Source organism: Agrobacterium sp. 6Ca8, assembly GCF_055382765.1.
In genome coordinates, this window is record NZ_AP026434.1 from 271,726 (window position 1) to 284,944 (window position 13,219).

Here is a 13,219-nt window from a genome sequence, read left to right on the forward strand (position 1 = left end):
AGGATTCGTTGCAATGCCCAGTTTTGCGGGCCGGAAAACCTCACCCAAGGAATTCTATGGCTATGTTCCGTTCATCTCGCCGGCAAGCGGCATTCGATTTCGACCTCCTGATGCCGGAAGCGCCAGTGCGCCGTACGGCGCGGGCAACCCACACCGGCCCCGATGTGGTAGACGCGGAATTTGTCACCATCAAGGAAAACCGTGTCCGTCAGCCCGGAAACGATAATCGCGGCGCGATGCGCCGGCAGATGGAAAAACCGCCCGTCACCGCCAGTGCTCTTGGTTACGCGTTCATCGGCTGGGTGGACCGCAAATTGTCGCGCCTGTCTGTGGATGCCTATTCGGCGCTCGTTGCGGCGCTCGTCATTTTTGTTTTCATCTGCTCAGGCGGCCTTTCGGTGGTCGTGCCGGAAAAGCCGGTCGTTGCGGCCGCAAACCCGCTTGCCATTTCTCATGTCACCATCACGCCGCAGGAGGCTGGCGGCATGGATGTCCTGCTCATCAACGGTATTGTGGAGAACAACGGTATCGCTCTGGAAGAGGTGCCGGCACTTCGCGCCGACCTCTTCGTTGCCAAGGGGCAACTGGTCGCCAGCATGGTCATCGAACCGCCGGTCAGGCAGATGCAGCCCGGTTTCAGCCACGGATTTTCGGCAAAGTTGCGCCATCCCGGTGGAAAAACGCCTGAGATCAAGCTTTCCTTCGTCGAAGCGGGTGCTTCCGAACGTTGACTGTGCTAACGCGTGGTCTTCGTATTTTTACTGAAAGGTAAAATCGGCAAGGCGCAGCACAGGAGAAAGAATGCCCGTCGTCCGTGGAAAAAACATTGAGCCGCTTTACACCGCCGAGCAGATTGCCGAGCGCAATCGCGACATGGCCAAGCATATAGCGAGCGGCCCGACCAAGGATTTGCTGGTCATCGCCGTGCTCAAGGGATCGTTCATTTTCGCGGCCGATCTCATCCGCGCGCTGCATGACAGCGGCCTTGCCCCCGAAGTCGAATTCATCACGCTTTCGAGCTACGGTGCCGGCACCGTTTCGCAAGGGGTGAAGATCGTCAAGGATATCGACAGCGACGTGAAGGACCGCGATGTTCTTCTGATCGACGATATTCTCGAATCCGGCCGCACGCTGCGTTTCGCGAAGGAACTGCTTTACGAACGCGGCGCCCGTCACGTCACCATCGCCGTGCTGCTCGACAAGAAGGTCAAGCGCAAGGAAGATCTGGAGGCCGACTATGTCGGTTTCGAATGTCCCGATTATTTCGTTGTCGGTTACGGAATGGATGTGGCTTACGCCTTCCGCGAACTGCCCTTCGTAGGCGTCGTCACGGGCGACGCCTGACGATTTCTGCCGTGCCGGGATGGGACATGCCGGAGACGCCTCATTAACCATTCACCCAGCGAAACCCTGGGTGTTTACCTCTTGAAAAGAGGAGCCTGCGATGTTGCTCACGGCTGGAAATGATGCCCAGGAGCAATGATTAATGGCGAAGATTCTGATTACCGAAGATGAGGATGCATTGCGGGCTTTCGTTGCCCGTGCGCTGCGTCTCGACGGTCACGAGACCCATGAGGCGGCAGACGGCGAGCAGGGGCTGGAGAAGCTTCAGGAAACCAATTTCGATCTCCTTCTTTCGGATATCCGCATGCCGGTCATGGATGGCATCGAGCTGGCGCACCGCGCCGCCGAACGCTTCCCGGCCATGCGCATCCTGTTGATGACGGGTTATGCCGAACAGCGCGAACGTGCTGATGATCTGGCAGAAAAGATCGTGGACGTGGTTTCAAAACCTTTTGCGCTTCCGGATATCCGCAAGGCTGTTGCGCGGGCGCTTGCGGCCTGAGCGATAAGGCTACAGAGATTTGAGAAAGGGCGGCCCTTTGGGCCGCCTTTTTTTGTTGTGGAGTTGTAAACTCTCTCCGCCGTCATGCTCGGGACAAGGCCGAGGATGACGTTGAGTGTTTGATAAGCTGGCCTTTCCTCAAAAATGCGCGAGGTTAAACACGCCCGATCGCTAGGAATGGCGGCCTCCATCCTCACCGTATATCCAGCAACCGCTCCAGATAACGCCGCTCGATTTCACCCGGCGGGTTGTTGCCGAGCTTTTCGCGGATAGCCTCGAGAATTTCGCGGGCGCGCTGCACGTCGATCTCATCAGGGACCTTCACCTGGTCGCCGAAATCGGGGCCGGTTGTGCTGCGCGGACGGCCGAGTGGATCGCGGCCGTTCTGTCCGCCTTGGCCCGCCATGCCTTCCTGCCCCTGGCCGGGCTGCTGTCCCTGCTGGCGCATGGCCTGCATGATCTGGCCCATCATATCCTGCGCGCCCTGTCGCAGCGCGTTCAGCGCATTGCCCTGACCTTCGACCGCCTGTTCGCCCTGGCTTTTGCCGAGTGCTTCTCCGGCGCCTTCCATTTCCTGCTGCGCCTTGCCGAAGTTTTCGCCCGGCTCCATGCCGAGATCACGAAGGCCCTGCTGCAATTCGCCCAGCTGCTTGCCCAGCGCGTCCTGCTGCGCCCTCAGATTTTTCAGCGCCTCGCGCAATTGTTCGGCCGTCATCTGCTCGCTCGGCTGTCCGCCTTGCTGGCCCTGCTGGCCCTGTTGCGGTGATTCACCGTTTTCACCCGTCTGCGGGTCCTGACCTTCGCCGCCATCCTGCGGGTCGCCGCGCTGCATGCGGTCACGCAGCGCCTGATCGAGCTTGAAGGTCTCGTCCATCAGCTTCTGCTGCTGTTGCAAAATTTCACCCAGCTTGTCGATCTGCTGGCGCATCTTGCTGCTTTGCTGCTGCCCCTGCTGGCCCTGACGTTGCGGCCGTCCCGCCTGCAGGTTGTTCATCATGCGTTGCAGCTGCGAGAGCATTTCCTGTGCTGCGTCACGGTTGCCGGAGCGCGCGAGGTTTTCGATCTGGTTCATCATGTTTTCCAGATCGCGCTGCCGCAAGACGTTTTGTGCCTGCTGGTTCATGTTGGCTTGCGGCGCATTCTGCATGCGCTGCGCAAGCTCGCTCATGAACTGCTGCATCGCCTCACGCAGTTCCTGCATCAGCTTGGCGACTTCCTCATCGGAGGCATTGCGCTGAAGCGCCTCGGAAAGCGCTGTCTGCGCATCACGCAGGCGTTTTTCCGCCTGCGAAAGATCACCATCCTCGATGCCGAGCGCGATCTCCCAGAGATAATCGGCGGTGTTCTTCAGCATCTCCTCATTATAGGCGAGCCGCATGCGGGTCTGCGCCGATTGCAGCAGGAGATAGTGCGTGGTGTTGGGAATGGTTTCATCCGGACGCAGACCAACCGCCTCGTTATAGGCGATCGCCTTTGGCATCTGGCGCGTGTCGAGCGAGAATATCTGCCGCTGTTCGGCAACCGAAGCCGCCAGCGGTTCAGAGAAATTGCGGCCCGGCAGCACCATTTCATGCGCGGGGCTGCGGCCGGTCTGGCCGGCACCATCTGTTGCCACCAGCGTGATGCGCACGCGCTTACCTGCCATGGGATGTTCGGTCATGTTGCGGCTGGTCAGCCCCTTGATCTCGCGGTTGTTCTGCCGCGGCAGGTCGAGCTTGAATTCCGGCGGTGGGTAAAGTGCTGTTGCACCCTCCGCAACGCCAAGCGGCTCGATGATGGCGTGGGCTTCCTTGATGCCATAGTCGTCCTTGGCGGTGAAACCCACCTCCAGCGCACCATTGACGGCGCGGCGCGGCATGTTGTCGAAGCCAATGCTCGGTGGCTGGTCAGGAATGACGTTGAACACCCATTGTTCGCCATTGGCGGTGATCATGCCGCTTTCGGTCACATCCATTGCAAAGGTGCGCGGCGTGACAGGTTGATCCGGCGCGCGTTTTTCTGTCTGTGCCGCCACATCGCCACTTGCGCTGTCGGCGCGCGCCGCTTCGGGGGCAAGCTTCTGCAAGGCGCCGGCGGTCTCAGGCTCGAAGGTCACTTCCTCGCCGCCATCGCCACCGGTCATGCGGATCGTCAGTTTGGAGGATTGCGGCACGGACACCGCGTCGTGGCCTGTCGCATCGCGCCCTGTCAGAAAAATCGGGGCGCGGCCGGTATAGGCGGGCGGCGTGACCCAGGCGTCGAGACGGATATCGGGATTGAGCGGACCGGCTGCCGGCCGGCTACGGAAGGCATCCGCAATCGTGCCTGCACCATTGGAATAGGAAAAACCGAAGGCGACAACCAGAAAAAGGGCGGGAATGGCGCGTAGTGCCGAGCGGTCGTAACGGGCGATATCGGGTTTCGGCAGGCCGGCGTTCAGCGCGGCGATGCGTTCCGCCATACGGATCTGGTGTTCTTTCCACAAGGCGCGGGAAATGGGGGTGTCCAACGCCGGTTCGTCTTCCTGCACACCGACTGGCTGGTGGGCGAGACCATTGCGTTCTTCCAGAAGGCGGGACGCGTCGTTGTCTGTCGGCCATTTCAGCCGGACGATTGGCAGGATGGTGCTGATGAAACCAAAAACCAGCAGGAAAACGATGCCCAGCCGCACGAAATCAGGCATTTGCCGGTAGAGGCCGAACCACGCGAGCGCCAGAAATGCGGCGGTGATGGAAAGCGGCCACAGCGTCTTCGGTGCTACTCTTTCCGAAAACAACACGATTTTTGCGAAGAAGCGTTTAGCCGCAACCCGGCGGGCAAGATCCGGCCGCTGCGCGAATGCGCCGGTTGGGCGCTTTCTGCCTGTCCTGTCCTCTCCGGCTGTGGTCATCAATCCGTTCTCCCGGTTCTGGCCACGTCAAACGCCATTCCCGGAACGGCGAGCTGCTTGTATTATGAGAAGCAAGGATAACATTCTTTGTGGCGAAGACGAGGGCAAGCGGATGCTCACCCCCATTTTTTAGGCAGCTTCGCTCAATTGTGATCGACCAAGCCGGATATATGGCGGATCAATCGAGCCAGGCGGGTACTGAATCGAGAGCGATCAGCTCCTCATAGGTTCCGCGCGGGCGGATGACGTGGAACTTGTCACCCTTTACCAGTACTTCCGGCACCAGCAGGCGCGAATTATAGGTGCCTGCCTGCACGGCGCCGTAAGCACCGGCGGAGCTGACGGCAATCAGATCACCCGGCTGCGGTGCGGCCATCTCGCGGTCCAGCGCCAGATAGTCACCCGTTTCGCAGACGGGGCCAACGATATCGGCCTTGATGCGAGGGGCGTCCACCGCGGGCTGCACGACCGGGCGGATGCCGTGATAGGCCTCGTAAAGCGTCGGGCGGATGAGGTCGTTCATCGCGCCATCGACAATCACGAAGTTCTTTTCGCCGCCATCCTTCACATAGATCACTTCCGTCACCAGAATGCCGGCATTGCCGACGATCAGGCGTCCCGGTTCGGTGATGATCTTGCAGTTGAGGCTCTTCAGCTCGTTCTTGACGATATGCGCATAGGCATCCGGCAGCGGCGGCGGATTATTGTCCTCGCGGTAGGGAATGCCGAGACCGCCGCCGATATCGACGTGGCTGATCGTGTGCCCGTCCGTGCGCAGGGATTCCACCAGTTCGCGCAGCAAGCGGAACGCATCCTCGAAGGGCTGCAATTCGGTGATCTGGCTGCCGATATGCATGTCGATGCCGGTGACTTCGATGCCGGGCAGGGTGGCGGCGTGGGCATAGACCGCACGCGCCCGCTCATAGGAAATGCCGAACTTGTTCTCTTTTTTGCCCGTGGAAATCTTGGCATGAGTGCGCGCATCCACATCCGGATTGATGCGGAAGGACACATGCGCCCTTTTTCCGGCCTTGACGGCGCGCAGGTTGAGAACTTCAAGCTCCGGCTCGGATTCGATGTTGAAGCAGTAGATGCCGGCTTCCAGCGCGTAATCCATTTCCGCCACCGTCTTGCCGACGCCGGAGAACATGATGCGGTTTGCCGGTACGCCGGCGCCAAGCGCGCGGCGCAATTCGCCGCCGGATACCACGTCGATACCCGCGCCAAGCTTTGCCAGCGTCTTCAGAACGGCCTGGTTGGAATTGGCCTTCATGGCGTAACAGACCATGGCGTCCACATCGGCGAAAGCGCCTGAGAACACCTTGTAGTGGCGCTCCAGCGTCGCGGTCGAATAGACATAGAACGGCGTGCCGACCGTCTTGGCGATCTCAGGCACGGGCACGTTTTCGGCGTGAAGCACGCCGTCGATATAGCCAAAATGGTTCACAGGCTTTTTCCCGTCAGAGAAGCTTGTCGAGGATGAACGGTCGCTCCGCCGTTGCCGGCTTCGTCTCGGTTCCGTCGGCATTGCGCTTGTTGCGCATTTCGACCGGCGTGCTCGGCGGATCGATATCGCCTTTTCGCCCGCAGGCACTGAGAGCAAGACTGACGGCGAGCGTCATGCCGATGGGAACGATGAGATTGCGCGCGGTTTTTGAAAGCATGAGCCTGTCCAAAGGAAATATGTGCTTCTCTGATAACGAAAAACAGGGCGCTTGTGCACCCTGTTTCTTGTGATCGCAGCGTAACGCAGATTTATGAGGGCGGCGGAGAAAAATGAAATCGTTTCCGCCGTTCATTTTAATTTGTCTGCGCATCGGATTTTCCGAAAACCGCTTCACACTTTTCGGTCCGATGCGTTAGTTGCGTCCACGCCACCAGGCGATCTGCTTCTTGACCTCGGAAGGAGCCGTGCCGCCGAAGCTGGTGCGGCTGGCAACCGATGCCTCGACTGAAAGGACGTCGAAAACGCCGCTTGTAATGGCCGGATGGATCGCCTGCAGGTCTTCCAGCGAAAGATCGGCCAGATCGCAGCCTTTCTTTTCCGCCAGTGCCACCGCATTTCCGGTCACATGGTGGGCGTCGCGGAAGGGCAGGCCTGCCTCGCGCACCAGCCAGTCAGCAAGATCGGTGGCGGTGGAATAGCCCGAACCGGCGGCCGCACGCATGCGGTCCTTGCGCACCTCAAGGTCGCGGATCATGCCGGTCATGGCGGCGATGGCCAGTTCCAGGCTTTCGGCGGCATCGAAAACCTGTTCCTTGTCTTCCTGCATGTCCTTGGAATAGGCGAGTGGCAGGCCCTTCATCACAGTCAGAAGCGCCACCAGCGAGCCGTTGATGCGGCCGGTCTTGGCGCGCACCAGTTCGGCGGCGTCGGGGTTCTTCTTCTGCGGCATGATCGACGAGCCGGTGGAAAAGGCATCGGACAGGCGGATGAAGCCGAATTGCGGCGTCGACCAGATGACGATTTCTTCGGCGAGGCGCGACAGATGCGTGGCGCAGATCGAGGCGATCGACAGGAACTCGAGTGCGAAATCGCGGTCGGAAACGGTGTCGATGGAGTTGCGGGTCGGCTCGCGGAAGCCGAGGGCCTTTGCCGTCATATGGCGGTCGATAGGATAACCGGTGCCGGCCAGCGCTGCTGCACCGATCGGGCTCTCATCCAGATGTTCGATCGCGTGACGCACGCGGGCGCGGTCACGGCCGAACATTTCCACATAGGCCATGCAATGATGGCCGAAGGTGACGGGCTGGGCCGTCTGCAGATGGGTGAAGCCGGGCATGACCGTATCGGCATTTTCCTCGGCGCGGTCGAGGAAGGCGGCGATGAGCGCGGTCAGCATGCCTTCCGTCTTCTGCAGCTCTTCCTTGACCCAGAGGCGGAAATCGAGCGCCACCTGGTCGTTGCGCGAGCGGGCGGTGTGCAGCCGCCCTGCCGCCGTGCCGATGAGGGTGGCAAGCCGCGCCTCGATGTTCATGTGAATGTCTTCGAGCTTGCGCGAGAATTCGAAGCTGCCGGCCTCGATTTCTGACAGGATCGTGTTCAGGCCGTGAACGATCTTGTCTTTATCTTCCTGCGAAATAATGCCTTTTTCCGCCAGCATGGTGGCATGCGCTATAGAGCCGCGGATGTCCTGGGCATAAAGCTTCTTGTCGAAGCCGATGGAGGCATTTATCTCTTCCATGATGGCTGATGGCCCGGAAGCGAAACGTCCGCCCCACATCTGGTTGGAGGATTTCTGATCTGTGCCGTCAGCCATGTTCTGCGTGCCCTGGAGTATTCGATGACAGAAAAAAGGCCGTTCAGGCTTCCTTCCGCCAGATTGGTTGCAATTGCTGCCGTTGCCGGTGTCGTGTTCGGCGCGGGTGCGGTCTGGTTCAGGCATATTGGGTCTGAGAGCCCGGTTCAAGGGGCAGCGGTTGCCGAGGCCGGTTTATGTGAAGGTGCGGCAAACCGCATCGCCTCGCTGAAACCCCTCCTGAAGGGCCAGGTGGCGGCCATGTCGGCCACGGATACGCCGCGCGTCATCCCGCTGTCCTTCAAGGGTCCGCAAGGGTCGGACATGTCGCTTGCCGATCTCAAGGGCAAGGCGGTTCTCCTCAATCTCTGGGCCACCTGGTGCGTGCCATGCCGGGAGGAAATGCCTGCGCTGAACGCACTCGAGAAGGAAAAGGGCAGCGATGGCTTTGAGGTTGTTGCGGTCAATATCGACACCGGCGCGGACGAAAAACCGAAAGCCTTCATTGACGAATACAAGATCGACGCGCTGAAACTTTATCGCGACAGCTCCATGGGCGTCTTCAATGTTCTGAAAAAGGAAGGGCTGGCTTTCGGCCTTCCCGCAACTCTTCTGCTGGACGAAAAAGGCTGCCTGATTGCCGCCATGAACGGTCCGGCAGCCTGGGACAGCGAAGATGCCAAGGCGTTGGTATCGGCAGTGAAGGCTAAATAATTGTCCAGTGCGGGAGGGACTTACCTCCCGTCATCTCGAATGATTTCAGAGGAATATCTCTTGCGCCTTAGCGCGTCGGAACAGGTGTCTCGCCACGGTAATCGTAAAAACCGCGACCAGATTTGCGGCCGAGCCAGCCGGCCTCGACATATTTCACCAGCAGCGGGCAGGGGCGGTATTTGCTGTCGGCCAGCCCGTCATGCAGCACCTGCATGATCGACAAACAGGTGTCGAGACCGATGAAGTCGGCAAGCTGCAACGGTCCCATCGGATGGTTGGCGCCGAGCCGCATGGCGGTGTCGATGGCTTCCACCGAACCGACGCCCTCATAGAGCGTGTAGATCGCCTCGTTGATCATCGGCAGCAGGATGCGGTTGACGATGAAGGCGGGGAAATCCTCGGCGACGGTGATCGCCTTTTCCAGCGTCCGCACATAGTCCTTCGCCGCATCGAAGGTCTTTTCGTTGGTGGCGATACCGCGCACCAGCTCCACCAGCTTCATCACAGGCACCGGGTTCATGAAGTGGATGCCCATGAACTGTTCGGGACGATCGGTGGCGGACGCAAGGCGGGTGATGGAGAGGGAAGACGTGTTGGTGGCCAAAAGCGCTTCGGGCTTCAGTACCGGGCAGATCTGCGCATAGATCTTGCGTTTGATTTCCTCGTTTTCGGTAGCAGCCTCAATGACCAGATCCATGGGCGCCAGATCGTTGACGTCAGTCGAACCGCTGATGAGCGCGAGCGCATCTTTGCGGGCGTCGTCGGAGAGCTTGCCGTTGGTGACCTGACGGGCAAGATTGCCGTTGATCGTTGCAAGGCCGGCTTCGATGCCGTCTTTGGAAAGATCGTAAATGTGCACCTTGTAACCGGCCAAGGCGGAAACATGCGCGATGCCGCAACCCATTTGACCGGCTCCGATGATACCGATGTTTTTAAAGGGGGCGGTCATATGCTGGTCTCCTCATGGGATTTCATCTGCGTCATTTGCGGCGATGTTACGCATATCGCCGAAAAAGAGAAGGCGGCGCGTTCAAAAAACGCGCCGCCTTTGGCTAAAGGCTTAAAATCACAGAGCCTTCTGGAGTTCCGGCAGAGCCTCGAACAGGTCTGCGACGAGGCCGTAATCGGCAACCTGGAAGATCGGCGCTTCCTCGTCCTTGTTGATGGCAACGATGACCTTCGAGTCCTTCATGCCGGCCAGATGCTGGATGGCGCCCGAAATGCCGGCAGCGATGTAAAGCTGCGGTGCCACGACCTTGCCGGTCTGACCGACCTGCCAGTCGTTCGGTGCATAACCCGCATCGACGGCTGCGCGCGATGCGCCGACGGCTGCACCGAGCTTGTCGGCAACCGGCAGGATCACTTCGCGGAACTTTTCCGAGGAGCCGAGTGCGCGACCGCCCGAGATGATGATCTTCGCAGAGGTCAGTTCCGGACGATCGGAAGAGGCGAGCGCGTCGGACACAAAGACAGAAACGCCGGGGTTCTCGGCAGCGCCGATGGTTTCCACCGGTGCCGAACCGCCTTCAGCGGCTGCCGCAAACGCGGTGGGGCGCACGGTGATGACCTTCTTGGCGTCGCTTGCCTGCACCGTCTGGATGGCGTTGCCGGCATAGATTGGACGTTTGAAAGTATCCGGGCTGACGACCTCGATGATTTCCGAGACCTGGGCCACATCGAGAAGGGCTGCGACGCGCGGGGCGACATTCTTGGCCGAAGCGGTCGCCGGTGCGATGATGACGTCATAGGAAGGGCTGAGCGAGACGATCAGCGCCGCCAGCGGCTCGGCAAGCGCGTTGGCATAGGATGCGTCGTCGGCAAGCAGTACCTTGGCAACGCCGGACAGTTTCGCCGCCGCGTCGGCGGCACCCTTCGCACCGGAGCCGGCAACGAGCACGTGGACGTCGCCGCCAATCTGCGTTGCCGCCGTCAGCGTCTTCGCCGTCAGGTCGGAAAGGGTTGCGTTGTCGTGTTCTGCCAGAAGAAGAATGGCCATAATGTAATCTCCCTTTTCCGAAACCTTAGAGGACGCCGTCGGCTTTGAGCTTTTCGACCAGCTCAGCCACCGAGCCGACCCTGATGCCGGCCTTGCGGCCTGCGGGCTCCTCGGTCTTCAACACCTTCAGACGCGGCGTGACATCGACGCCGAAATCGGCCGGGGTCTTCTTGTCGAGTGGCTTCTTCTTTGCCTTCATGATGTTCGGCAGCGAGGCGTAACGCGGCTCGTTCAGACGAAGATCGGTGGTCACGACAGCGGGAAGTTTCAGTTCGACCGTCTGCAGGCCGCCATCGACTTCACGCGTCACAGCGACCTTGCCATCAGACGGTACGACCTTGGAGGCGAAGGTGCCCTGGCCCCAGCCGAGAAGGGCGGCCAGCATCTGACCGGTCTGGTTACTGTCGTCGTCGATCGCCTGCTTGCCGACGATGACGAGGCCGGGCTGCTCGGCTTCCGCCACGCCCTTCAAAAGCTTGGCGACGGCTAGCGGTTCGACCGTCTCGTCGGTCTCGATCAGGATGGCGCGGTCGGCACCCATGGCGAGCGCCGTGCGCAGCGTCTCTTCCGCCTTGGCAGGGCCGATCGACACGACCACGACTTCTTCGGCCTTGCCGGCTTCTTTCAGTCGCAGAGCCTCTTCCACCGAGATTTCGTCGAACGGGTTCATCGACATCTTCACATTCGCGAGTTCAACGCCCGAACCATCCGACTTCACGCGGATCTTGACGTTGTAATCAACAACTCGTTTGACAGGGACAAGGATCTTCATCGGCGGTTTTCCTCAAACTCCTGTCCGCGAGGCGACAAGACCGCGCGGACCTCCAAAAACAGGTTGGCGACATGGATAAGCATTTTTCCCGCAAATACAACGGAGCAATGTTCATTATCACATGCACGCAAGGCATACCTTACGTTGACGTTAACGTAAATAATTTATCTCTTCGTCAACGGCTCATCTGCTCCCGTCATAGCCCCGTTCGATTTGCGACAACCCCGCCGTTTGCGACGGATTCTTGAACTGCGCCGCCCTTGGCGGAACAATCGTGCGGTCGAACAGGGGAACGTCCGGCCGGCGCATGAAAATTACCATCACAGCCCCGGCCAATATGCCGCCCACATGTGCCCCCCAGGAAACATTTTCCTCAAGGCCAAGTGCCAGCATCAGAAATTGCTGTCCGATCCATAGCGCCAGCGGAATGAAGGCAGGCAAGGGCAACGGAATGCGCATGAACACCAGAACCCAGACGCGCACCTTGGGATGCAGGAGAAAATAGGCCGCGACGACGCCGGAAACAGCGCCTGATGCACCGATAAGCGGCCCTTCCGACATGGGTGCGACAAAGCCGTGCAACAGCGCGCCGGCTATGGCGCAGGCGATGTAAAAGATAAGGAAACGGAAGTGGCCGAGTGCGTCCTCGACGTTGTCGCCGAAGACCCACAGAAACAGCATATTGCCTGCCATGTGCCAGAAATCCAGATGCAGGAACGCATAGGTGACGACGGTCAGGTCATCCGGCACCACCTGCAAGGCGGGCTCCAGGTAGGCGTAGTCGAACACCACAGCCGGGATGAAACCGAGGCCGAGCGCTGCGGCATTGGCCTGGACGTCGCTGGCAAGCACGCCGGTAAATAGCCATACCAGCACGTTGACCACGATCAGGCCGATCGTGACATATTGCAGCCGGATATGTTTGAGGGAATTCGCATCGTGCAGCGGTATGAACATCGAATGCCCTTCGTTTGTGCGAGAGATAGGCTTTAGCGGTTCTTGCCGGGAACCCACAATATGTCAGCCTTGCCCATATCATTGGCAAAACGGGCGGCAACGAACAGGAAGTCGGACAGGCGGTTGACATATTTCAGCGCTTCCGGGCTGACGATCTCGTTTTCAGCAACCGAGAGCTCCACCATGAGCCGTTCCGCCCGTCGGCAGATCGTGCGCGCCAGATGCAGATTGGCCGCCGCCGCATTGCCGCCCGGCAGCACGAAGGAGGTCAGCGGTTCAATTGCGGAGTTGAGGTCGTCGATTTCGTTTTCCAGCCGCGTGACCTGGCTCTCGACAATGCGCAGCGGTTCGTAGGCCGGCGGCTCGCCGGTTTCCGGGGTCGCGAGATCCGCGCCGAGGTCGAACATGTCGTTCTGGATGCGGAACAGCATGGCATCCAGCTTTTCCATGCTGGCAATATCAGTATTGGCGGTATGCAGCCGCGCCACGCCGATCGCCGAATTCGTTTCGTCCACCGTGCCATAGGCCTCGACGCGAAGATCGTGCTTCAGGCGGCGGGGACCGGACACCAGCGCCGTCGTGCCCTTGTCGCCGGTGCGGGTGTAGATCTTGTTCAGTTTCACCATGTCAGCGTCCGCCGCCGGTGAGCCAAAGGGTCAGCATGATGAGCACGATGGCGATGGCCTGCAACAGGAGGCGAAGCTGCATCAACTTGTTGGAACGGTTGGCGTCTTGGCCCTTCAGCATGTTGAAAAGGCCTCGTATCAGCACGATGACAACGAGGCCCATAACGATAAGGGCCAGAACAGTGGTGAAGCCGGACATT

At 59.8% G+C, this 13,219-nt stretch carries 14 protein-coding genes; 4 read left to right on the top strand and 10 right to left on the bottom strand.

Features of this window, described 5'->3' with window-relative positions; genetic code table 11:
- Window positions 1-62: 62 nt before the first annotated feature.
- The 3 genes from ACZ5A6_RS15435 (at window position 63) to ACZ5A6_RS15445 (ending at window position 1,846) form a co-directional block, all read left to right on the top strand.
- Window positions 63-731: a hypothetical protein gene (locus tag ACZ5A6_RS15435; RefSeq protein WP_464111091.1), complete on the top strand. Its 669-nt coding sequence runs from the start codon at window positions 63-65 to the stop codon at window positions 729-731.
- 70 nt (window positions 732-801) lie between these two features.
- On the top strand, window positions 802-1,344 hold the full coding sequence (gene hpt / locus ACZ5A6_RS15440; RefSeq protein WP_003511330.1) for a hypoxanthine phosphoribosyltransferase: 543 nt from the start codon (window positions 802-804) through the stop codon (window positions 1,342-1,344).
- Window positions 1,345-1,486: 142 nt separating this feature from the next.
- Window positions 1,487-1,846, top strand: a complete 360-nt coding sequence (locus ACZ5A6_RS15445; protein WP_003511329.1) for a response regulator — start codon at window positions 1,487-1,489, stop codon at window positions 1,844-1,846.
- 193 nt (window positions 1,847-2,039) lie between these two features.
- On the opposite strand, the gene ACZ5A6_RS15450 is transcribed toward ACZ5A6_RS15445, so the two are convergent.
- From ACZ5A6_RS15450 to argH, 4 genes are all read right to left on the bottom strand, one after another.
- A complete protein-coding gene (locus ACZ5A6_RS15450; protein WP_464111092.1) occupies window positions 2,040-4,715 on the bottom strand; it encodes a TIGR02302 family protein in 2,676 nt (891 codons plus the stop codon).
- 178 nt (window positions 4,716-4,893) lie between these two features.
- Complete coding sequence (gene lysA / locus ACZ5A6_RS15455; RefSeq protein ID WP_464111093.1) at window positions 4,894-6,162, bottom strand: diaminopimelate decarboxylase; 1,269 nt, start codon at window positions 6,160-6,162, stop codon at window positions 4,894-4,896.
- A gap of 13 nt (window positions 6,163-6,175) precedes the next feature.
- Entirely contained in the window at window positions 6,176-6,379 is a 204-nt protein-coding gene (gene lptM / locus ACZ5A6_RS15460) for an LPS translocon maturation chaperone LptM (protein WP_003511326.1), read from the bottom strand.
- A 195-nt stretch (window positions 6,380-6,574) separates the two neighbouring features.
- Window positions 6,575-7,975 carry an argininosuccinate lyase gene (argH, locus tag ACZ5A6_RS15465; RefSeq protein WP_025595424.1) on the bottom strand — a complete coding sequence of 467 codons (1,401 nt, stop codon included), beginning with the start codon at window positions 7,973-7,975 and terminating at the stop codon, window positions 6,575-6,577.
- 24 nt (window positions 7,976-7,999) lie between these two features.
- Between argH and tlpA the strand changes: the two genes are divergently transcribed.
- Complete coding sequence (gene tlpA / locus ACZ5A6_RS15470) at window positions 8,000-8,668, top strand: thiol:disulfide interchange protein TlpA (protein ID WP_003511324.1); 669 nt, start codon at window positions 8,000-8,002, stop codon at window positions 8,666-8,668.
- Between the two features lie 67 nt (window positions 8,669-8,735).
- Here tlpA and ACZ5A6_RS15475 read toward each other — a convergent pair whose 3' ends face one another.
- From ACZ5A6_RS15475 to ACZ5A6_RS15500, 6 genes are all read right to left on the bottom strand, one after another.
- Window positions 8,736-9,617: a 3-hydroxybutyryl-CoA dehydrogenase gene (locus ACZ5A6_RS15475; RefSeq protein WP_013761782.1), complete on the bottom strand. Its 882-nt coding sequence runs from the start codon at window positions 9,615-9,617 to the stop codon at window positions 8,736-8,738.
- 117 nt (window positions 9,618-9,734) lie between these two features.
- On the bottom strand, window positions 9,735-10,664 hold the full coding sequence (locus ACZ5A6_RS15480; RefSeq protein WP_003511321.1) for an electron transfer flavoprotein subunit alpha/FixB family protein: 930 nt from the start codon (window positions 10,662-10,664) through the stop codon (window positions 9,735-9,737).
- Between the two features lie 25 nt (window positions 10,665-10,689).
- Window positions 10,690-11,436: an electron transfer flavoprotein subunit beta/FixA family protein gene (locus ACZ5A6_RS15485; protein ID WP_013761780.1), complete on the bottom strand. Its 747-nt coding sequence runs from the start codon at window positions 11,434-11,436 to the stop codon at window positions 10,690-10,692.
- Between the two features lie 183 nt (window positions 11,437-11,619).
- The gene (locus tag ACZ5A6_RS15490; RefSeq protein WP_003511318.1) at window positions 11,620-12,393 is read right to left on the bottom strand and encodes a rhomboid family intramembrane serine protease; all 774 of its coding nucleotides are present in this window, start codon (window positions 12,391-12,393) and stop codon (window positions 11,620-11,622) included.
- Window positions 12,394-12,425: 32 nt separating this feature from the next.
- Entirely contained in the window at window positions 12,426-13,019 is a 594-nt protein-coding gene (locus ACZ5A6_RS15495; RefSeq protein WP_174060051.1) for a cob(I)yrinic acid a,c-diamide adenosyltransferase, read from the bottom strand.
- A gap of 1 nt (window position 13,020) precedes the next feature.
- Window positions 13,021-13,218 (bottom strand): twin transmembrane helix small protein, encoded by a 198-nt coding sequence (locus ACZ5A6_RS15500; protein WP_003497428.1) that lies wholly within the window; start codon window positions 13,216-13,218, stop codon window positions 13,021-13,023.
- Window position 13,219 lies beyond the last annotated feature (1 nt).